This window comes from Streptomyces sp. NPDC006430, assembly GCF_040612395.1.
Taxonomy (GTDB): Bacteria; Actinomycetota; Actinomycetes; order Streptomycetales; family Streptomycetaceae; genus Streptomyces.
Window position 1 is genome coordinate 265976 of sequence record NZ_JBEXQA010000004.1, and the last position, 21384, is coordinate 287359.

The 21384-nt window shown below is 69.8% G+C and carries 15 protein-coding genes and 2 pseudogenes; 14 read left to right on the plus strand and 3 right to left on the minus strand.

Annotation, left to right across the window (positions count from 1 at the left end; translation table 11 throughout):
* Positions 1-34: 34 nt before the first annotated feature.
* The 8 genes and pseudogenes from ABZZ20_RS09145 to ABZZ20_RS09180 form a co-directional block, all read left to right on the plus strand.
* Entirely contained in the window at positions 35-1570 is a 1536-nt protein-coding gene (locus ABZZ20_RS09145; protein WP_356868360.1) for a sugar ABC transporter ATP-binding protein, read from the plus strand.
* Complete coding sequence (locus ABZZ20_RS09150; protein WP_356868362.1) at positions 1567-2613, plus strand: ABC transporter permease; 1047 nt, start codon at positions 1567-1569, stop codon at positions 2611-2613. The genes ABZZ20_RS09145 and ABZZ20_RS09150 overlap by 4 nt, the downstream gene beginning before the upstream one ends.
* Complete coding sequence (yjfF, locus tag ABZZ20_RS09155; RefSeq protein WP_356868364.1) at positions 2610-3584, plus strand: galactofuranose ABC transporter, permease protein YjfF; 975 nt, start codon at positions 2610-2612, stop codon at positions 3582-3584. Before ABZZ20_RS09150 ends, yjfF begins: the two co-directional genes overlap by 4 nt.
* 119 nt (positions 3585-3703) lie before the next feature.
* Complete coding sequence (locus tag ABZZ20_RS09160; protein ID WP_356868366.1) at positions 3704-5431, plus strand: ribulokinase; 1728 nt, start codon at positions 3704-3706, stop codon at positions 5429-5431.
* Complete coding sequence (locus ABZZ20_RS09165) at positions 5428-6099, plus strand: L-ribulose-5-phosphate 4-epimerase (RefSeq protein WP_356868368.1); 672 nt, start codon at positions 5428-5430, stop codon at positions 6097-6099. The genes ABZZ20_RS09160 and ABZZ20_RS09165 overlap by 4 nt, the downstream gene beginning before the upstream one ends.
* Before the next feature lie 16 nt (positions 6100-6115).
* Positions 6116-7627 carry an L-arabinose isomerase gene (gene araA, locus ABZZ20_RS09170; RefSeq protein ID WP_356868370.1) on the plus strand — a complete coding sequence of 504 codons (1512 nt, stop codon included), beginning with the start codon at positions 6116-6118 and terminating at the stop codon, positions 7625-7627.
* 94 nt (positions 7628-7721) lie between these two features.
* Positions 7722-8828: an aldose epimerase family protein gene (locus ABZZ20_RS09175; RefSeq protein WP_356868372.1), complete on the plus strand. Its 1107-nt coding sequence runs from the start codon at positions 7722-7724 to the stop codon at positions 8826-8828.
* 53 nt (positions 8829-8881) lie between these two features.
* A pseudogene (locus ABZZ20_RS09180) lies at positions 8882-9546 on the plus strand (AbfB domain-containing protein); the annotation flags it as partial.
* Between the two features lie 58 nt (positions 9547-9604).
* On the opposite strand, the gene mmsB reads toward ABZZ20_RS09180, so the two are convergent.
* From mmsB to chvE, 3 genes are all read right to left on the minus strand, one after another.
* Positions 9605-10858: a multiple monosaccharide ABC transporter permease gene (gene mmsB / locus ABZZ20_RS09185; RefSeq protein WP_356868374.1), complete on the minus strand. Its 1254-nt coding sequence runs from the start codon at positions 10856-10858 to the stop codon at positions 9605-9607.
* 3 nt (positions 10859-10861) lie between these two features.
* Positions 10862-12409 carry a multiple monosaccharide ABC transporter ATP-binding protein gene (gene mmsA / locus ABZZ20_RS09190; protein ID WP_356868376.1) on the minus strand — a complete coding sequence of 516 codons (1548 nt, stop codon included), beginning with the start codon at positions 12407-12409 and terminating at the stop codon, positions 10862-10864.
* A 107-nt stretch (positions 12410-12516) separates the two neighbouring features.
* Positions 12517-13599: a multiple monosaccharide ABC transporter substrate-binding protein gene (chvE, locus tag ABZZ20_RS09195; RefSeq protein ID WP_356868614.1), complete on the minus strand. Its 1083-nt coding sequence runs from the start codon at positions 13597-13599 to the stop codon at positions 12517-12519.
* 568 nt (positions 13600-14167) lie between these two features.
* Here chvE and ABZZ20_RS09200 point away from each other — a divergent pair.
* From ABZZ20_RS09200 to aspA, 6 genes and pseudogenes are all read left to right on the plus strand, one after another.
* A complete protein-coding gene (locus ABZZ20_RS09200; protein WP_356868378.1) occupies positions 14168-15598 on the plus strand; it encodes a glycoside hydrolase family 43 protein in 1431 nt (476 codons plus the stop codon).
* Between the two features lie 349 nt (positions 15599-15947).
* Positions 15948-16178, plus strand: a pseudogene (locus ABZZ20_RS09205) (RICIN domain-containing protein); the annotation flags it as partial.
* 343 nt (positions 16179-16521) lie between these two features.
* Entirely contained in the window at positions 16522-17199 is a 678-nt protein-coding gene (locus ABZZ20_RS09210; protein ID WP_356868616.1) for a FadR/GntR family transcriptional regulator, read from the plus strand.
* Entirely contained in the window at positions 17196-18635 is a 1440-nt protein-coding gene (locus ABZZ20_RS09215) for an amino acid permease (RefSeq protein WP_356868380.1), read from the plus strand. Before ABZZ20_RS09210 ends, ABZZ20_RS09215 begins: the two co-directional genes overlap by 4 nt.
* A gap of 106 nt (positions 18636-18741) precedes the next feature.
* The gene (locus ABZZ20_RS09220; RefSeq protein ID WP_356868382.1) at positions 18742-19755 is read left to right on the plus strand and encodes an asparaginase; all 1014 of its coding nucleotides are present in this window, start codon (positions 18742-18744) and stop codon (positions 19753-19755) included.
* Positions 19756-19816: 61 nt separating this feature from the next.
* A complete protein-coding gene (aspA, locus tag ABZZ20_RS09225) occupies positions 19817-21226 on the plus strand; it encodes an aspartate ammonia-lyase (RefSeq protein ID WP_356868384.1) in 1410 nt (469 codons plus the stop codon).
* Positions 21227-21384 lie beyond the last annotated feature (158 nt).

Sequence of the window (21384 nt, forward strand, 5' to 3'; positions counted from 1 at the left end):
CGGCCCCGGTCGCGACCACGAGAGGAGGGGGCGGATGCCTGCGCACCGTGCACAGCACCCGGTCCTGGAAGTACAGGGGATCCGCAAGGAGTTCCCGGGCGTGGTGGCGCTGGACGGGGTCGACTTCCGGCTCTTCCCCGGCGAGGTGCACGCCCTGATGGGTGAGAACGGCGCCGGCAAGTCCACGCTGATCAAGGTGCTCACCGGCGTCTACGCGTCGGACGGCGGCGAGGTCGTGCTGAGCGGCCGGCCCGTGCACATCCCCGGCCCGCTGCAGGCGCAGCAGGCCGGGATCAGCACGGTGTACCAGGAGGTCAACCTCTGCCTGAACCTGTCGGTCGCAGAGAACATCTTCATCGGCCGTGAACCGCGCCGCCTCGGACTCATCCACTGGTCGTCCCTCCGTCGCCGCGCCGCAGAGCTGGTCGCCGACCTCGACCTGGACATCGACGTCACCGCCCCACTGGGCAGTTACTCGATCGCGGTCCAGCAACTGGTCGCGATCGTCCGGGCGGTGGACGTCTCGGCCAAGGTGCTGATCCTGGACGAGCCGACCTCCAGCCTGGACCGCGACGAGGTGCGACAACTGTTCGCGGTGATACGCCGGTTGCGCGATCAGGGCGTGGCGATCCTGTTCGTCTCGCACTTCCTGGACCAGATCTACGAGATCTGCGACCGGATGACCATCCTGCGCAACGGCAAGCTGGAGGGCGAGTACCCGATCAGTGGGTTGAGCCAGGTCGAACTGGTCGCCCGCATGATCGGCGGCGAACTGAGGAGCCTGGAGGAGCTGTCGGGCACCAGTCGTCACGAGCCCGCCGCCGAAGCCAGGACCACTCCGTTCCTGAGCGCCGACGGCCTGGGTCGCACCGGCGCGATCGAGCCGTACGACCTCACCATCCGGCCCGGTGAAGTCGTAGGACTTGCAGGACTGTTGGGGTCAGGGCGTACGGAAGCAGCCCGCCTGCTGTTCGGTGCCGACCGCAGTTCCCAGGGCTCGGTGCGGATCGAGGACGCCACCGTCGCGCTGCGCACGCCGCGCGCCGCGATCTCGTACGGGATCGCCTTCTGCTCGGAGGACCGCAAGAACGAGGGTCTGGTGGCGGAGTTGACGGTACGCGAGAACATCATCCTGGCCTTGCAGGCGGCCCGCGGCTGGACGCGTCCGCTCTCCCGCTCCAAGCAGGACGAGATCGCGCTGCGCTGGATCCGGTCACTGGACATCCGCCCGGACAACCCCGAGGCGCTGGTGCGCCATCTCAGCGGCGGCAACCAGCAGAAGGTACTGCTGGCTCGCTGGCTGATCACCGACCCCAAGCTGTTGATCCTCGACGAGCCGACCCGGGGCATCGACATCGGCGCCAAGGCCGAAATCCAGAAGTTGGTGGCCGCGCTGGCCCGGGACGGCATGTCGGTGCTGTTCATCTCGGCCGAGCTGGAGGAAGTTCTGCGGCTCAGCCACCGGGTGGGCGTGCTGCGGGACCGCCGGCTGGTCGCCGAGCTGCCGAACGACGGATCGCTCACTCCCGAGCGCATCATGGCGACGATCGCGAGCGGAGCCCGGTCATGACCAAGCACCGCCTCTTCTGGCCCGCCACCGTGCTCGCGGCCCTGCTGCTGGCCAACGTGCTGTTCACTCCGGACTTCTTCGCGATCCGGGTCAAGGACGGGCACCTGTACGGGAGCCTGATCGACATCCTCCACTTCGGCGCTCCCCTGATCCTGGTGGCGCTGGGCATGACGCTGGTCATCGCGACCAGCGGCATCGACCTCTCGGTCGGCTCCACCGTCGCCATCGCGGGCGCGCTGGCCTGCCTGCACATCAGCGGCGCGGCCGACCCGGCAAGCCCGGGCACGGTGTTCGGCGCCGTCGCCATCGCCCTGGCGGTGGCCCTCGTCCTGGGGCTGATCAACGGCGTACTGGTGGCGGGGGTCGGTGTCCAGCCGATCATCGCCACCCTCATCCTGATGGTGGCCGGACGCGGTGTCGCCCAGCTGGTGACGGACGGCCAGATCGTCACCGTCACCAGCGAGCCCTACAAGCTGATCGGCGGCGGTTACTGGCTCACCATGCCGTTCGCGATCCTGCTCGCGGTCGTGGTGATGCTGCTGACGTCGCTGCTGACCCGGCGTACGGCGCTCGGGCTGCTGCTGGAGTCGGTCGGCGGCAACCCGGTCGCCAGTCGCCTGGTCGGCATCCGGGCGATGGGCCTGATATGCCTGGTGTACGTCTTCAGCGCGCTGTGCGCCGCGGTCGCCGGGCTCATGATCAGCTCGAACGTCTCCAGTGCGGACGGCAACAACGCCGGGCTCTGGATCGAGCTGGACGCCATCCTCGCCGTGGTGGTCGGCGGCACCGCGCTGACCGGCGGGCGGTTCTCGCTCGGCGGCACGGTGATCGGTGCGCTGATCATCCAGACCCTGTCCACCACCGTCTACACCATCGGCATCCCGCCGGAGACCACCCTGGTCTTCAAAGCCTTCGTGGTGATCGCGGTCTGCCTGATCCAGTCACCCGCCTTCCGGGCCAAGGCCGCGCGCCGACGGGCCCGGAGCGGGCGCGGCCCGACGCCGCGTCCGCTGACGACAGAGAACACGGAGGTGGGGGCATGAGCGCGATCACGGCAGCGCGTGGCCGCGCGTACATCCCGCTGCTGGTCACATCGGCCCTGCTGATATCGATGTTCGGTGCCGGATCCGTCCAGTACGACGGATTCTTCTCCGGGCAGGTGCTGCTCAACCTGCTCATCGACAACGCCTTCCTGCTGGTGGTCGCCATCGGGATGACCTTCGTGGTGCTGACCGGAGGGATCGACCTGTCGGTCGGCGCGATGGTCGCACTGTCGACGATGATCTCCGCCTGGCTGGTGGAACAGCACGGCTGGCCGCCGTTGCTGGTGATCCCGCTGGTCCTGGCGGTGGGGACGGGCGCCGGGCTCGCGATGGGGTGGGTGATCCACTCCTTCGAGATCCAACCGTTCATCGTGACGCTCGCCGGCATGTTCCTGGCCCGTGGCCTCTGCTACACGATCAGCATCGACTCGATCTCCCTCACCGACCCGGCCTATACGGCCTTCGCCCAGACCCGGATCCCCCTGCCCGGCGACCTGTTCGTCTCGCCGAGTGTTCTGATCGCGGTAGGTGTGCTGGTGATCGCGTTCGCGGTCCTGCACTACACACGGCTGGGCCGGAACGTGTACGCGCTGGGCGGCAGCGAGCAGTCGGCCCGGCTGATGGGGCTCCCGGCCGGGCGGACGAAGATGGCAGTGTACGCCGTCAGCGGCTTCTGCTCGGCGCTCGGGGGAGTATTGCTGACCTTCTACATGCTCTCCGGCTACGGGCTCCACGCGGTGGGCCTGGAGCTGGACGCGATTGCGGCCGTGGTGATCGGCGGGACGCTCCTGACCGGAGGGTCCGGATACCTGCTCGGGACCGCGCTGGGGGTGCTCGTGCTGGGCCTGATCCAGACCGTCATCAGCTTCCAGGGCACGCTCAGCTCGTGGTGGACCAGGATCGTGGTCGGCGGCCTGCTGTTCGTCTTCATCCTGCTCCAGCGCCTGATCGCCGGCCGTCGCAAGGTCTGACCGGCTTAAGGCGAGCCCGGCCTTGACAGGCTGATTGTTAGCGCTAACAATCCCCGGGCGATGCCCCGACGGCATCGCTGCGCCCTCTCGGGGCTCCGTACGAAGGATGTGAAGTGACCGTGACCCATCCCCCCCAGACCGCGGAGAGCCATGTCGTGGGTGTCGACTTCGGCACTCTCTCCGGCCGGGCCGTGGTGGTCCGCGTCCGCGACGGCGAGGAGGTCGGCTCCGCCGTCCACGTGTACCCGCACGGCGTCATCGAGCGTGAACTCCCCACCACCGGTCAGCCCCTGCCGCCCGACTGGGCCCTCCAGCACCCCGAGGACTGGCGCGAGGTGCTGCGCACCGCCGTCCCCGCCGCAGTGGCCGCGAGCGGCATCGACCCGGCCGCCGTCATCGGCATCGCCACCGACTTCACCGCCTGCACCGTCCTCCCCGTACGGGCCGACGGCACCCCGCTCGCCGAGACCGCGCTGGGCGTTCGCCCGCACGCCTGGCCCAAGCTCTGGAAGCACCACGCGGCCCAGGGCCAGGCCGACCGCATCAACCACCTCGCCCACCTGCGCGCCGAGAAGTGGATCTCCCGCTACGGCGGCAAGATCTCCGCCGAATGGCAGTACGCCAAGGCGCTCCAGGTTCTCGAAGAGGACTCGGACACCTACGCCGCCACCGAGCGCTGGATCGAGGCCGCGGACTGGATCGTCTGGCAGCTCGCAGGCGTCGAAACCCGCAACACCTGCACGGCGGGATACAAAGGCATCCACCAGGACGGCCACTACCCCAGCGAGGACTACCTCGCCGCCCTGCACCCCGGTTTCGCCGACTTCGCGCGCACCCGGCTGGAGCATCCGCTGTCGCCGCTGGGATCGCGGGCCGGCTCCCTCACCGCCGAGGCGGCCTCCTGGACCGGGCTGCCCGAGGGCATCGCCGTCGCCACCGGCAACGTCGACGCCCATGTCGCGGCCCCTGCCGCCCAGGCCGTCGAGAACGGCCAGCTGCTCGCCATCATGGGCACCTCCACCTGCCACGTCGTCAACGGCCCCGCCCTCGCCGACGTCCCCGGAATCTGCGGAGTCGTCGACGGCGGCATCGTGGAGGGCGCCTACGGCTACGAGGCCGGGCAGAGCGCGGTCGGCGACATCTTCGCCTGGTGGCTGCGCCAAGGCGTGCCGACCCACTACCGCGCAGAGGCCGAAGCCACCGGCGAGGACCTGCACCAGCTGCTGTCCCGCAAGATCGCCGACCAGCCCGTCGGCGGCCACGGCCTGGTCGCCCTCGACTGGATGAACGGAAACCGCTCCACCCTCGTCGACCACCACCTCTCCGGAGTCATAGTCGGCCTCACCCTCACCACCCGCCCCGAGGAGATCTACCGCGCCCTGCTGGAGGCCACCGCCTTCGGCACCCGCACCATCATCGACGCCCTGGAGCAGGGCGGCGTCCCCGTCACGGAGTTCATCGTGACCGGCGGGCTGAAGAAGAACCCCCTGCTCATGCGGATCTACGCCGACGTGCTGCGCCGGCCCGTCTCCCTCGCCGAGTCCGCCCAGGGCCCCGCCCTCGGCTCCGCCATCCACGCCGCCGTCGCCGCCGGCGCGCACCCGGACGTACGCACAGCGGCCGCCGCCATGGGCCGCGTACGCCGCGGAGTCCACCAACCGGACACCGCGCGCGCCGACGCCTACGACCGCCTCTACGCCGAGTACCGCGCCCTGCACGACCACTTCGCCACCGGCCCCGACAAGCTCCTCCACCGCCTCCGCGCCATCCGCAACGCGGCGCTCACCGCCCCGCGAACCGACCCCGAGGCCACCCCGGCCGCCCAGAAGAGCGAGGTCCGACCATGAGTTCCCCGATCGATCTGCTGCGCCGCCAGGTCAGCGACCTCCACCAGGAGCTGGTCCGCTACGGCCTCGTCGTCTGGACGGCCGGCAACGTCTCCGCCCGCGTCCCCGGCGAGGACCTGATGGTCATCAAGCCGAGCGGCGTCTCGTACGACGAGCTGACGCCCCGGAACATGATCCTCTGCGACCTGGACGGCAAGGTCGTCGAGGGCGACCAGTCCCCGTCCTCGGACACCGCCGCGCACGCCTACGTGTACCGCCACATGCCCGAGGTCGGCGGAGTGGTGCACACCCACTCGACGTACGCGAGCGCCTGGGCCGCGCGTGGAGAGGCCGTGCCCTGCGTACTGACCGCCATGGCCGACGAGTTCGGCGCCGAGATCCCCGTCGGCCCCTTCGCGCTCATCGGCGACGACTCCATCGGCCGGGGCATCGTCGAGACCCTCCGGGGCCACCGCTCGCCGGCCGTCCTGATGAAGAGCCACGGCGTCTTCACCATCGGCAAGGACGCCAAGGCCGCCGTCAAGGCCGCCGTGATGTGCGAGGACGTCGCCCGCACCGTCCACATCTCCCGCCAGCTCGGCGAACCCCTGCCGATAGCGCAGGACGACATCGACCGCCTCAACCACCGCTACCAGAACGTGTACGGCCAGCAGCCCGCTGCCCGCTAAGGAGACCCACGCCCCCATGAAGGCACAGAAGGCAGTCCAGGGCCGCGAAGTCTGGTTCCTGACCGGCAGCCAAGGGCTGTACGGCGACGACACCTTGCGTCAGGTCGCAGAGCAGTCCCGCCGGATCGCCGACGCACTCGGCGACTCCGGCATCCCGGTGAACATCGTCTGGAAGCCCGTACTCACCGACGCCGGCGCGATCCGGCGGGTCTGCCTGGACGCCAACGCAGACGACACCTGCATCGGCCTCATCGCCTGGATGCACACCTTCTCCCCGGCGAAAATGTGGATCGCGGGCCTGGACGCCCTGCGCAAGCCGTTGCTCCACCTGCACACCCAGGCCGATGCCGCACTGCCCTGGGCGTCGATCGACATGGACTTCATGAACCTGAACCAAGCGGCCCACGGCGACCGCGAGTTCGGCTACATCCAGTCCCGGCTCGGCGTCGCACGCAAGACCGTCGCCGGACACGTCAGCGACCCCTCGGTCGCTGCCCGGATCGCCTCCTGGGCCCGGGCCGCGGCAGGCCGCTCCGAGCTTCAGAGCCTCAAGCTGGCGCGATTCGGCGACAACATGCGCGACGTCGCCGTGACCGAGGGCGACAAGGTCGAGGCCCAACTCCGCTTCGGCGTCTCGGTCAACACGTACGGCGTCAACGACCTGGTCGCAGCCGTCGACGCGGCCGCCGACGCCGGCGTGACCGAACTGGTCGAGGAGTACGAGGACACCTACCGCCTCGCGCCCGAACTCCGCGCGGACGGGGACCGTCACGACTCACTGCGCTACGCCGCGCGCATCGAACTCGGCCTGCGCGGATTCCTGACGGACGGCGGCTTCCACGCCTTCACCACCAACTTCGAAGACCTCGGCGGCCTGCGCCAGCTACCCGGCCTGGCGGTGCAGCGGCTGATGGCCGACGGATACGGATTCGGCGGCGAGGGCGACTGGAAGACCTCCGTCCTGCTGCGCACGCTCAAAGTGATGTCCACCGGGCTGCAGGGCGGCACCTCCTTCATGGAGGACTACACCTACCACTTGGAGGCGGGGCGGGAGTTGATCCTCGGCGCGCACATGCTGGAGGTCTGCCCGACCATCGCATCGGACGTGCCGTCCTGCGAGATCCACCCCTTGGGCATAGGGGGCCGCGAGGACCCGGTCCGCCTCGTCTTCGACGCCCGGACCGGTCCCGCCGTCGTGGTCGGGCTGGCCGACATGGGCGACCGGTTCCGCCTGGTCGCCAACGAGATCGACGTGGTCGAGCCCCTCGAACCGCTGCCGAACCTCCCCGTCGCGCGCGCCGTCTGGCAGCCGCGCCCGAACCTGCGCACCTCGACCGAGGCGTGGCTGACCGCCGGCGCGCCCCACCACACCGTGCTGTCCAGCGCGATCGGGACCGAGGAGCTGGGCGACCTCGCCGACATCCTCGCCACCGAGCTGCTGGTCATCGACGCGGACACCACGATCCGCCGGTTCACCAAGGAGATCCGCTGGAACCAGGCCTACCACCGCCTGGCCCAGGGCTTCTGACGCAGACGGCGGGCGGGGGTCCTCCCGGGCCGCCGCCGCCCTCTCGGTCCTCCCGAACCCGCCCCCGTCCCCCGAACCGGAGTGACGAACAGCCATGCCCGACGCGCCCACCCGCCTCGACGACGGTTCCCTGACGATCCGCCGCGAGCCGTACGCGACCCTCCCGGGCGGGCGGGTCGTCGACCGCTGGGCCTTCGGCTCCGAGGGCGCCGTCATGGCGGAAGTGCTCAGCCTCGGAGCCCGGCTCCAGGCGCTGTACGTACCGGACCGGGACGGGCACCGCGCCAACATCGTGCTGGGCGGCGCGAGCGTGGCGGACATGCTCGGCGAGGCGAAGTACTTCGGGGCAACGGTCGGCCGCTACGCGAACCGGATCGCAGGCGGCGAACTGCCCGTCGAGGGCGCCGTCCACCGGCTGCGGACCCAGGGAAACGGCCACACCCTGCACGGCGGCCCCGAAGGCTTCGACGCGCGCATCTGGGATGCCACAGAGGTGCGCGAGCCGAGCCGCGTCGGCGTCCGCTTCACGCTGCACAGCCCGGACGGCGACCAGGGCTTCCCCGGCGCGCTCACCGTCAAGGTGACCTGTCTGCTGGACCGTGCGGGTTCGCTCACACTCGCGTACGAGGCCGTCACCGACGCGCCCACGGTGGTCAACCTGACCAACCACGCCTACTTCAACCTGGCCGGCGAGGGCAGCGGCACCATCCTCGACCACGTGCTGCAGGTCGACGCGGACCAGTACACGCCCGTGGACGGGGAGTTGATCCCGTACGGCCCGCACTTCCCGGTCGAGGGCACCCCGTTCGACCTCACCGGGCCGCGCCCGGTCGGCGAGCGGATCACGGCCGACCACCCGCAGCTGACCCTGGCCGGCGGAGGCTACGACCACAACTGGGTGCTCCGTCCGCACGAGGGCCAGGACCCGCGGCGGGTGGCGGTACTGGCGCACCGCGCCAGCGGCAGACGGATGGAGTGCCTGACCACCGAGCCCGGCCTGCAGATCTACACCGGGAACCTCTTCGACGGCTCGCTGACAGGCCCGGGCGGCGCACCGTACCGGGCCTTCGCCGGGATCGCGCTGGAAACCCAGCACTTCCCCGACTCCCCGCACCGCCCTTGCTACCCCTCCACCGTCCTGCGCCCGGGGGAGGAGTACCGCTCGACCACCGTCTACCGGTTCTCGGTGGACCCCGGCTGACCCGGCGGCGCCCGGCCGCGCCCGACCGTGCGCGGCCACGCCGCCCAGGAGGGAACCCGGCTTCCTGGACGAAGAGCCCGACGCCGGTCTTCGCCAGCAACTCGGCGACCGGCCAGTACGGCCCGGGTCACAACCAGTTCACCACGTCCGAAGACGGCAAGAGCGACGTCCTCGTCCACCACGACCGCAACTACAAGGACATCGCCGGGGATCCGCTGGACGACCCCAACCGCCGCAGTAGCCGTCCAGAAGCTGTACCGGAACTCCGACGGCACGCCGAACTTCGGCATCCCGGTCGCGGACGGCGCCGCGCGCGTGCGGCTCTCCTCGTACAACCATCCCGACCACTACGTCCGCCACTGGGACTTCCGGGCGAAGCTGGAGGCGGACGTCACCAACCTGCCGGCCGGACTCGCAGTTCCGCACCGTGGCCGGGCCGTCCGGCACCGGCACCGTCTCGCTGGAGTCCGTCAACTTCCCCGGCTACTACCTGCACAGCAGGAACGGTGAGGTCTGGTTCGAGAAGACCGACGGCACGACCGGTTTCAAGGACAGCGCCGCCCTCTACCAGCGCGCCGGCCTCGCGGACCCGGCGGGGGTCTCCTACGAGTCGTACGGCGCCGCGGGCCGGTACTTGCGGCACTACGACTTCCTGCTCCACGTCCAGCCCGTCGCCACCACCCTCGCCAAGGGCGACGCCACCTTCTACCGGCAGTGACGACCGGGTCCGGCCGCACGCCCCCGCAGGGATGCGGCCGGACCGGGGCGGAACGGGTTCAGGAGCCGGCCTTGCGCTTGTTGTAGACGTCGAAACCGACCGCGGCCAGCAGCACCAGGCCCTTGATGACCTGCTGGTAGTCGGTGCCGATACCGACCAGCGACATACCGTTGTTGAGCACGCCGAGCACCAGGCCGCCGATGAGGGCGCCGAGCACCGTGCCGACGCCACCGGAGGCCGAGGCGCCCCCGATGAACGCGGCGGCGATCGCCTCCAGTTCGAAGTTGATACCGGCCTGCGGCGTACCCGCGTTGAGACGCGCCGCGAAGACCATGCCGGCCAGGGCGGCCAGCACACCCATGTTGACGAAGGCGAGGAAGACGACGCGCTTGCTCTTTACGCCCGACAGCTTCGCCGCGGCCTCGTTGCCGCCGATCGCGTAGGTGTGGCGGCCCAGGATGGAGTTGCGCATCAGGTAGCCGAAGGCGACCAGCAGCACGCCGAGGATCAGCAGCACGATCGGGAAGCCGTGGTAGCTCGCCAGCAGCAGGGTGAACACCAGTACCGCGGCGCCGATGGCGCCAAGCTTGGCCAGGAAGAAGCCGAGCGGGAGCAGGTCGAGGCCGTAGCGGGCGGCCTGCCGTCGGCCCCGGACTTCCTGGAGGACCGCCACCACGAGCACGACGAGCCCCAGCAGCAGAGTGAGGTTGTGGTAGTCGGTCCGCGGGCCGACCTCCGGCAGGAAGCCGCTGCTGATCTCCTGGAAGCCCTTGGGGAAGGGAGCCACCGACTGGCCCTGCAGCAGGATCTGCGTCCCGCCGCGGAACAGCAGCATGCCGGCCAGCGTGACGATGAAGGACGGGATGCCGACGTACGCGATCCAGAACCCCTGCCAGGCACCGGCGGCCGCGCCGATCAGCAGGGCGGCGGTCAGTGCGAGCGGCCACGGCACGTCGTGCTTGACCATCATGACGGCCGCGGCGGCGCCGACGAAGGCGGCCAGCGAACCGACCGAGAGGTCGATGTGACCGGCGATGATCACGATCATCATGCCGATGGCCAGGATCAGGATGTAGCTGTTCTGCTGGATCAGATTGGTGACGTTGAGGGGCTGGAGCAGGATGCCGTCGGTCCAGATCTGGAACACCACGACGATCAGCGCCAGCGCGACCAGCATGCCGTACTGGCGTATGTTGCCGCGCAGCGCCCGCACCAGCAGGGGGCCGATGCCGCCACCGCCGCCGGGCTGGACGGGCAGGGCCGTCTTGAGGTCCGTGGTGCCCGGGGTGTCCGTGGTCTCTGCCTGGGCCATGCCTTACACCTGCTCGTTCTCGGTCGCAGCGCTCACGGTCATGAGGCGCATGAGTGATTCCTGGGTCGCGTCCGCGCGGTCCACCTCACCGGTGAGCCGGCCCTCGGCCATCGCGTAGATGCGGTCGCACATGCCGAGCAGCTCGGGGAGTTCGGAGGAGATGATCAGCACCGCCTTGCCCTGGGCCGCGAGTTCGGCGATGACGGTGTAGATCTCGGCCTTGGCGCCGATGTCGATGCCCCGGGTGGGTTCGTCGAGGATCAGTACGTCCGGCTCGGAGAAGATCCACTTGCTGAGGACGACCTTCTGCTGGTTGCCGCCGCTGAGCTTCCCGGTCTCCGCGAACACCGAAGGGGCCTTGATGTTCATGGCCTTGCGAAAGGACTCCGCGACCCGGGTCTCCTCGTGCTCGTTCACCCACCCGCGCCGAGCGACCTTGCCGAGCGCGCTCAGCGAGATGTTGCGACTGATGTCGTCCATCAGGTTCAGCCCGAGGTGCTTGCGGTCCTCGGTGACGTATGCGATGCCGTGACCGATCGACTCCGGGACGGTGCGCGTGCGGATCTCCTCGCCGTCCAGCAGCACCCGGCCTCCAGTACAGCGCCCGTACGAGCGGCCGAAGACGCTCATCGCGAGCTCGGTGCGGCCCGCGCCCATCAGGCCGGCGATACCGACGATCTCGCCGCGCCGCACTTCGAGCGACACGCCGTCGACGACCTTGCGCTGATGGTCGATCGGGTGGTGGACGGTCCAGTCCTCGACGGCGAAGGCGACCTCGCCCAGCTCGGGGGTGCGCTCGGGGTAGCGGTGCTCCAGATCGCGGCCGACCATGCCCCGGATGATCCGGTCCTCGGAGATGCCCTCGGCGCCGACCGCGATGGTCTCGATGGTCCGGCCGTCGCGCAGGATCGTGACGGAGTCGGCGACCTGGGCGATCTCGCCCAGCTTGTGCGAGATGAGGATGCAGGAGATGCCCTGGGCCTTGAGTTCCAGGATGAGGTCGAGCAGCTTGCGGCTGTCCTCGCCGTTCAGGGCGGCCGTGGGCTCGTCCAGGATCAGCAGCTTGACCTCCTTGGCGAGCGCCTTGGCGATCTCGATCAGCTGCTGCTTGCCCACGCCGATGTCGGCGATCCGGGTGTGCGGGCTCTCGTCCAGCCCGACCCGCCGCAGTAGCGACCTGGCGTGGGTGAGCGTTGTGCTCCAGCTGATGATGCCCCGGGTGGCGTGCTCGTTGCCGAGGAAGATGTTCTCCGCGATGGAGAGGTACGGCACCAGGGCGAGTTCCTGGTGGATGATCACGATGCCGCGCTGTTCGCTGGCCCGGATGTCCTTGAAGGCGCAGGACTCGCCCTGGAAAAGGATCTCGCCCTCGTAGGAGCCGTGCGGGTGGACCCCGCTGAGCACCTTCATCAGGGTGGACTTCCCGGCGCCGTTCTCCCCGCAGACGGCGTGGACCTCGCCGGGGGCGACGCTCAGGGTGACGTCGGAGAGCGCTTGGACACCGGGGAAGGACTTGCTGATCGAACGCATCTCGAGGACGGGTCCGGCCATGGTGGTGCATCCGTTCGACAGGGGCGCTACGGGCGGGGGCCTGTCAGGTCGACTGCCCCGCCCGTACGCGCCCGGCTCTGGTGCGGCCCTGCGTTGAGGCCCCGCGGCTACTTGAGCTGGTCGGCGGTGTACTGCCCGCCGTCGACCAGCACCTTCTGGTAGTTCTCCTTGTCGACGCTGACCGGCTGCAGCAGGTACGCCGGGACGATCTTGGCCCCGTTGTCGTACTGCTTGGTGTCGTTGACCTCGGGCCGGCCGCCGGTGAGCAGGGCGTCGCCCATCTGGACCGCGACCTTGGCCAGCTCGCGGGTGTCCTTGTAGACGGTCTGGGTCTGCTCGCCCGCGATGACGGACTTCACCGAGGCCAGCTCGGCGTCCTGGCCGGTGACGATCGGCAGGGCCTTGCCCGAGCTGCCGTAGCCGACGCCCTTGAGGGAGGACAGGATGCCGATGGAGATGCCGTCGTAGGGGGAGAGCACCGCGTCGACGCCGGCCGATGTGTACGACTTGCTCAGCAGGTTGTCCATCCGGGACTGTGCGACACCGCCGTCCCAGCGCAGCGTGCCGACCTGGCTGAGGCTGGTCTGACCGCTCTGGACGACCAGTTTCTTCTGGTCGATGTACGGTTGGAGCACGCTCATCGCGCCCTGGAAGAAGAAGGTGGCGTTGTTGTCGTCCGGCGAGCCGGCGAACAGCTCGATGTTGAACGGGCCCTTGCCGCTCGCGAGACCCAGCTTGTCGACGATGTAACTGCCCTGCAGGACACCGACCTTGAAGTTGTCGAAGGTCGCGTAGTAGTCGACGTTCCCGGTGCCGCGGATCAGGCGGTCGTACGAGATCACCGGGATCTTGGCCTCGGAGGCCTTCTGGAGCACGTTCGTGAGCGAGGAGCCGTCGATGGCGGCCACCACCAGCAGCTTGGCGCCCTTCGTGATCATGTTTTCGATCTGCGAGACCTGGTTCTCGACGACGTTGTCGCCGTACTGCAGGTCGGTCTTGTAGCCCTTGGCCTGGAACTGCTTGACCATGTTGTCGCCGTCGCCGATCCAGCGCTCCGACGACTTGGTGGGCATCGCGATGCCGACGAGGCCACCCTTGGCGTTACCGCCGCTCGCGCCGTCGCCCACACCGTTGGCGCTCTGGCCGCAGGCCGTCAGGGCCAATGTGAGGCCCGCAGCAGCGAGGCCCATCGAAACCTTGCGCACTATTCCTCCAGTGGTATGCCGCGATCGCCGCGACCTCGGCAGGGGCCTCGGATCGGGTCGAGCGGGGTCGAGCACCGGCCCGGGGTGGAGGGGGCCGGGTTCGTTCGGGGTCGGTACGGCCGACCGGGCGGCGGGGTGAGTGAACCCCGCTGGAGGCCCCGGTGGGTGCCGCTCTGAGCTGGCGCTACATGAGTGTTAACGCTCACAGAAACCGCGTCAAGGGCCCAGAGATCACCTTTGGATATAGCGCGGGGCAAGCGGAGACACGGTCGACGACGGGGGCTTGACCCCCAAATTGTGAGCGTTAACAATATGGTGCGACGTAGCTCTCCGCTCTCCCTGCTCAAGGCAGACCACCTGCAAACCGCCCCGATGAACACCGTCGGGAAGTGAACCGCGCCGGCTGGCAGGATCAGGCGAGCTGCGGGGTGAGGCGCTTGTGCCCCTTGCGGTCGTAGTACGCGGTCATGACGAAGCCGAAGAGCAGGCCCCGCATCCCGATCTGGGTGCTTTTCGCCCGGTGGCGGCCTTTGCAGAACGACAGGAGACGTACATGTCCGCGCTTCGCGCCCGGCTGTCGGCGATACTGCTCGCCGCCTGCCTGCTCTTCACGTCCCAGGCCTTGATCACACCGGACCGGGCGGCCGCCGCCGACCCGGGCTACCTGATGTTGCACTTCACCGGGGAGGGGGCGGCCGGTCAGCAGATGTACCTCGCACACAGCACGGACGGCCTCCACTGGAACGGCCTCAACGGCGGAGCACCGATCCTGGGCTCCACGATCGGCACGAAGGGGGTACGTGACCCCGCACTGGTGAGATCCCCCGGCGGTGACAAGTACTGGATCATTGCCACCGACCTGTGCATCAGCTGCGGGCAGAACTGGGAGGCCGCCGTGAACAACGGCAGCCGCGACCTGGTGGTGTGGGAGTCGACGGACCTGGTCACCTGGTCGCAGCCGTGGCTGCTCAACGTCGCCGGCGCAATCCCCGACGGGCGCAACGCCTGGGCGCCGGAAGCGGTCTGGAACCCCGAGACCAACGACTACGTCCTCTACTGGGCGACGAACAAGCCCGTCAACGGCGTGAAGAAGCACCGCATCTTCTACGCCCGCACCAGTGACTTCCGCTCCATCACCACCCCGCAGACCTACATCGAGCGCCCCGGCCCGCAGGAAATCATCGACACCCAGATCGTCGAGATGCCGGCCGGCGTCGGCAGCCACCGCTACGTGCGGGCCTCCGGCGACGGCCAGATCACCCTCGAGGGCAGCAACTCGATCCTCGGCACCTGGACGAACCTTGGCGACCTCTCCGGCATCGGCCTCACCGGCTCCCAGGTCGAGGGCCCCATGTGGATGAAGTTCCGCGACCGCAACGAGTGGGCGCTCTACCTCGACCAGTACTCCTCCGGACGCGGTTACATGCCGGTCACGACGACCAGCCCCTCCGCCCCCGGCACCTACCAGGTTCCGGCGTCGGGCAGCTACCACATGGGCGCCCTCAAGAAGCGCCACGGCTCGATCCTGAACCTGACGGCCGCCGAGGAGTCCCGCGTCCTCGCCCGCTGGAGCGACATCCCGGCCAAGCGGCTCCAGTCGTACAACTTCCAGGACCGGTACGTGCGGCACGTCGGCTTCGACGTGCGCATCGACCAGAACATCACCGGCCCGGACGCCCAGTTCCGGCTGCGGCCCGGCCTGGCGGGCACGGGAACCGTCTCCTTCGAGTCGGTGAACTACCGCGGGTACTTCCTGCGGCACACCGGATACGACTTCCAGCTGGTCCGCGACGACGGCACCGCCCAGTTCGCCGCGGACGCCACCTTCCGCCAGGTCGCCGGCCTCGCCGATGCCGCCTGGTCCTCGTTCCAGTCGTACAACCACCCCGACCGCCATATCCGCCACTACGCCTACCAGCTCTGCCTCGACCCCATCACCACCGCGACAGGGCGCGGCGACGCCACCTTCCGCGTGACGAACTGACCCGACGCCGACAAGGACGTACCGCACCGGCTCCGGCCGGGCGGGCTGCGCTCGCGCACCAGCCTGGCCTTGTCCAGGGCGTACCGGTCCGACGGGCCGGCACCGATACGCAACGCGGTGGGGGCCGCCGGCCCCCGCCGCGCCGGTACCGCCCGTCTTACAGCGATGAGTCCCGCCGGCATGGCGGCCAGGACGGTGGCCGCCGCCAACGGCTTTGCTGGGATGCCGTCGACCTGCCGGACGTATAGCGCCACAGAGCCGCCACTCCGGCAGCACCGCCGCGCATCGACGGTCCGGACAGCCTCTGACGGGGCCGACGGGAAACGCTTACTCAAGGAATGAGGCTCCCATGCGCAGACTGGGTTTCAGCCGCAGGCATCTGTCTGTGGTGCTCGCGGCCCTGGTCGCTTCGGCGGCGACGCTCGTCGCCGACCCGGCTCAGGCAGCCACCAGCGGTGCCTTGGGCGGTGCCGGTTCCGGCCGGTGCCTGGATGTGCCGGGCGCCAGCCGGACCGATGGCACGAACCTGCAGCTCTGGGACTGCTGGGGCGGGACCAACCAGCAGTGGACGCTGACGGACGGGTGCGCTGGCGCAGCCGGCGAACGGGTGGGCCGCGCAGGTCGGACATGGCGTCGGCCGGCCCCTGCGGCGCTGACCTGCCCGCATGTGATCACAAGCTCATGACCGTACCTCAGCCTGGGGACGTCCGGCATCGGCGATCAAGGAGTCGCGACGACGTCCCCTTGCCGCCGGGGTTGCAGAACGTCCACGCGCGCTGCGAGCCCGGCCCGTCGCGACCCGCGCAACTCGGTGCGCCGAGCGGTACCGGTGTCTTGACACCCTGCGCCGCAGCCCACAGGATCGCTACGTGAACCTGTCAGACAGCCAGACAGGTGGTGGGGTCCCGCGGCGCGTCAGCGCGATGGAAGCGGTCTTCGGCCACCTGCGCAGCGCCATTGAGCGCGGTCAGTACGCCGTGGGCGACAAGCTTCCGTCCGAAGCGGAGCTGTGCCGGACCCTTGAGGTCAGCCGGCCCGTGCTGCGGGAGGCGCTCCGGGCCCTTCAGGCCATGGGCCTGACCGTATCCAAGACCGGAAAGGGCACCTTCGTCGTGGCGAACACGGTCGAGGAACCCACCTTCGGTGACTACGCCGCCAGCGACCTGCTGGAGGTGCGCCAGCACGTCGAGATCCCGGTCGCCGGGTACGCCGCGCTGCGCCGCACCCCGGAGGACCTGGACCACCTGGCCCACCTGCTCGACCGGATGGAGCAGGAGACCGACACCACCGCGTGGGTCGCCATGGACACCGTCTTCCACCTGGCGGTGGCCGAGGCTTCCCGCAACCCGGTCTTCCGCCGGGTCATCGAGGAGATCCGTGACGCACTGGCGCGTCAGTCGACCTTCCTCAACGAGCTGGGCGGTCGGCGCGAGCAGTCCAACTGCGAGCACCGGGCGATCGTCGAGGCGCTCATCGACGGTTCCGAGCATGACGCGGTAGAGGCCATGTCCCACCACCTCCTCCGGGTCGAGACGACCCTCACCGACATCGTGCGCCCCAAGCGCACGGACACCCCCATGGAAGGCGGACCCGAGGCGTGAGCGAGCAGTTCCTCAGAGTCGAGAAACGCCCCACGACCCGTCACGTCGATGCCGGGGACACCGGCTACAGCAAGTCCTTGAAATCCCGGCACGTCAACATGATCGCCATCGGCGGAGCCATCGGCACCGGGCTCTTCCTCGGCGCGGGCGGACGCCTCGCGAACGCCGGGCCCTCACTGTTCGTCGCGTACGCCGTCTGCGGGGCCTTCGCGTTCCTCGTCGTGCGCGCGCTCGGCGAGCTCGTCCTGTACCGGCCGTCCTCCGGCGCCTTCGTCTCGTACGCCCGGGAGTTCCTCGGGGAGAAGGGCGCCTACACCGCAGGCTGGATGTACTTCCTCAACTGGGCGACCACCGGCATCGCCGACATCACCGCCGTCGCCACGTACACCCATTACTGGCGTCTGTTCTCCGACGTCCCGCAGTGGGTGATCGCGCTCATAGCCCTGGCCGTGGTCCTCACCGTGAACCTCATCTCGGTGCGGATCTTCGGCGAACTGGAGTTCTGGTTCGCCATCGTCAAGGTCAGTGCGCTGGTGGTCTTCATGGGCATCGGGATCTTCCTGCTGGTCACCCGGCACCCCGTCGACGGCGCCGTGCCCGGTCCGTCCCTGATCGCCGACAACGGCGGGATCTTCCCCAACGGCCTGCTGCCCATGCTGCTGGTCGTCCAGGGCGTCGTCTTCGCCTATGCCTCCGTCGAACTGGTCGGCGTCACGGCCGGGGAGACCGAGAACCCCGAGAAGATCATGCCGAAGGCGATCAACTCGATCATGTGGCGCGTGGGCCTCTTCTACGTCGGCTCGGTCGTCCTCCTGTCGATGCTGATGCCGTGGAACAAGTACAGCACCGACCAGAGCCCGTTCGTGACCGTGCTGTCCCACATCGGCGTTCCGGCAGCCGGCGACGTGATGAACCTGGTCGTCCTCACCGCGGCCATGTCCTCGCTCAACTCCGGCCTCTACTCAACCGGCCGCATCCTGCGCTCGATGGCCGTCAACGGTTCCGCCCCGCGGTTCACCGCCCGGATGAGCCGCACGCAGGTGCCGTACGGCGGCATATTGCTCACCAGCGGCATGTGCGTCCTCGGCGTCGGCCTCAACTTCGTGGTCCCGGCCGGTGCGTTCGAGATCGTGCTGAACCTCGCGGCGATCGGCATCCTCGCGACCTGGGGCATGATCATGGTCTGCCACCTCCTCTTCTGGCGGAAGGCCCGTGACGGCGAACTGACCCGCCCCGGCTACCGCTTGCCCGGCTCCCCGTGGACCGAACTCGTGACCCTGGCCTTCCTCGCCTCCGTCCTGGTCCTCATGTACGCCGACGGCGGGGCCGCCCGCACCACCGTGCTGTGCGTGCCGCTGATCGCCGCAGCGCTGGTCGCCGGCTGGTACGCGATCCGGGGCCGCGTCGCGCGCGCTGCCGGCACGACCGACGGCTGAGCGGGGCGGCCACCGCCACGATCCGTGGGGCCGGGCACGCCTTCGGCGAGGCCGCCGCGTGCCCCGAACACCGGCCAGCAACAACCCACCACCGAACGAGGCAGTAATGCACAGAAGCCTCCTCGCGGACGCGCCCGCGCTACGTGAGCCCCTGTATTCACCCGTCGCCCATGTCACCCGAGGCTGCATGGTCGAGGGCATCCACTACGGTTCCGTCGTCGTCCTCGACGGGGACGGCGCGGTCCGCTTCCGCCTCGGCGACATCGAAGCGGCCTGCTACCCGCGGTCGGCCCTCAAGCCCGTCCAGGCCGTCGCCATGGTACGGGCCGGGCTGCCGCTCGACGGCGAACTCCTCTCCCTCGCGACGGGCAGCCACTCCGGCGAGGAACGGCACCTCGCCGGCACCCGGCGGATCCTCGAACTGGCCGGCGTCACCGAGGACGACCTGCGCAACGTCCCGGACCTGCCGTACGGCCCGGCGCTCCGGGACGCCTGGGTGCGCGAGGGACGCCCGCCCTCCCGGCTCGCCCAGAACTGCTCCGGCAAGCACGCCGCGATGCTGTACCTCTGCACACTCAACGGCTGGCCCCTGGAGACCTACCTCGATCCGGCCCACCCGCTCCAGACGGCGATCGCCGAGGTCGTCGAGGAACTCACCGGCCGGCGCATCGCGAACGTCACCGTCGACGGCTGCGGGTCCCCGCTGTTCTCGGTGTCCCTGCACGGCCTCGCCCGCGCCGCTGCCCGCATCGCCGCGGCGGCGCCGGGCACGGCCGAGCGCCGGGTGGCGGACGCGCTGCGCGGCCACCCGGAGATGGCCTCCGGCACCGGGCGGGACGTGGCCGAGCTGATGCGCGCGGTGCCCGGGCTGCTCGCCAAGGACGGCTTCGAGGGCGTCCAGATCGCCGCACTGCCCGACGGCCGGGCCGTCGCAGTGAAGATCGCCGACGGGGCGAACCGGGCGCGCGTCCCGGTGGCCGCCGCCGCCCTGGCCCGGGCGGGTGTCGACCCCCGGCTGCTCGCCAGGTTCGAGGGCGAGCCGATGACCGGCGGCGGCCGGCCCGTTGGCAGGATCCGGCCGGTTGCGGCGCTGGACCCGACCGCCTTCGCCACCGCCTGACCGGACCAGCTCCACAGCCCTGCCCCCATCCACCTCACCTCAGGAAGAGGCCCGCACACCCATGACCGCCGCCACCCGCAGCGAACACGACCTGCTCGGAGACCGCGAGGTCCCCGCCGACGCCTACTGGGGCGTCCACACCCTGCGCGCCACCGAGAACTTCCCCATCACGGGCACGCCCATCTCCGCCTACCCGCACCTGATCGACGCCCTCGCCGCCGTCAAGGAGGCCGCCGCCCTCGCCAACGAGGAACTCGGCCTGCTGGAGCCCGCCAAGGCCGCCGCGATCGTCACAGCCTGCCAGGAGATCCGCGGCGGCAAGCTGCACGACCAGTTCGTCGTCGACGTCATCCAGGGCGGCGCGGGCACGTCGACCAACATGAACGCCAACGAGGTCGTCGCCAACCGGGCGCTGGAGCTGCTGGGCCACGAAAGGGGCGAGTACCGGTACCTGCACCCCAACGAGGACGTCAACCTCGGCCAGTCCACCAACGACGTCTACCCGACCGCAGTCCGGATCGCGACCGTCTCCGCGGTGGGCGGCCTACTCGACGCCATGGCCGTCCTCCAGGACGCGTTCGCCCGCAAGGCCGTCGAGTTCCGCGAGGTCCTGAAGATGGGCCGCACCCAGCTGCAGGACGCCGTCCCGATGACGCTCGGCCAGGAGTTCTCCGCCTTCGCCGTCATGCTCGACGAGGACCGCAGCCGGCTCGCGGAGGCGGTCGAGCTGATCCACGAGATCAACCTCGGCGCGACCGCGATCGGCACCGGCCTCAACGCCCCCGCCGGATACGCCGAATCGGCCCGCCGCCACCTTGCCCACATCACCGGGCTGCCCCTGGTCACCGCGGCCAACCTGATCGAAGCCACCCAGGACTGCGGGGCGTTCGTCCAGATGTCCGGCGTACTCAAGCGCATCGCCGTCAAGCTGTCCAAGACCTGCAACGACCTGCGCCTGCTGTCCTCCGGGCCGCGTGCGGGCCTCGGCGAGATCAACCTGCCGCCGGTGCAGGCGGGTTCGAGCATCATGCCCGGCAAGGTCAACCCGGTGATCCCCGAGGTCGTCAACCAGGTCGCCTTCGAGGTGATCGGCAACGACGTCGCCATCACCATGGCCGCCGAGGCGGGGCAGCTCCAGCTCAACGCCTTCGAGCCGATCATCCTGCACTCGCTGTCGGAGTCCATCACCCACCTGCGCGCGGCCTGCCTCACTCTCGCCGGGCGCTGCGTGGGCGGTATCAGCGCCAACACCGAGGTGCTGCGCGCCACCGTCGAGAACTCCATCGGCCTGGTGACCGCGCTGAACCCGCACATCGGGTACACCGCCGCCACCGACATCGCCAAGGAAGCCCTCGCCAGCGGCCGGGGCGTGGCCGAGCTCGTCCTGGAGAGGGGCCTGCTGCCGGCCGAGAGGCTCGCCGCGCTGCTGCGGCCCGAGGTGATCGCGGGGACCGGCGCGGCGGTGGCCTGACGACGGGGCGGCTGCGCTTCCCGGGCCGGCACCGCGCACATGCCGGCGGCAGAGCGGCCCGCACCGGGACACCGGTGCGGCAGCGTGCGACTCCGGCGCTGCTCCCACTGCGCAACGGGGACCGACCTCCGCGACGACCGAGCGTCGTGCGGGTCGGT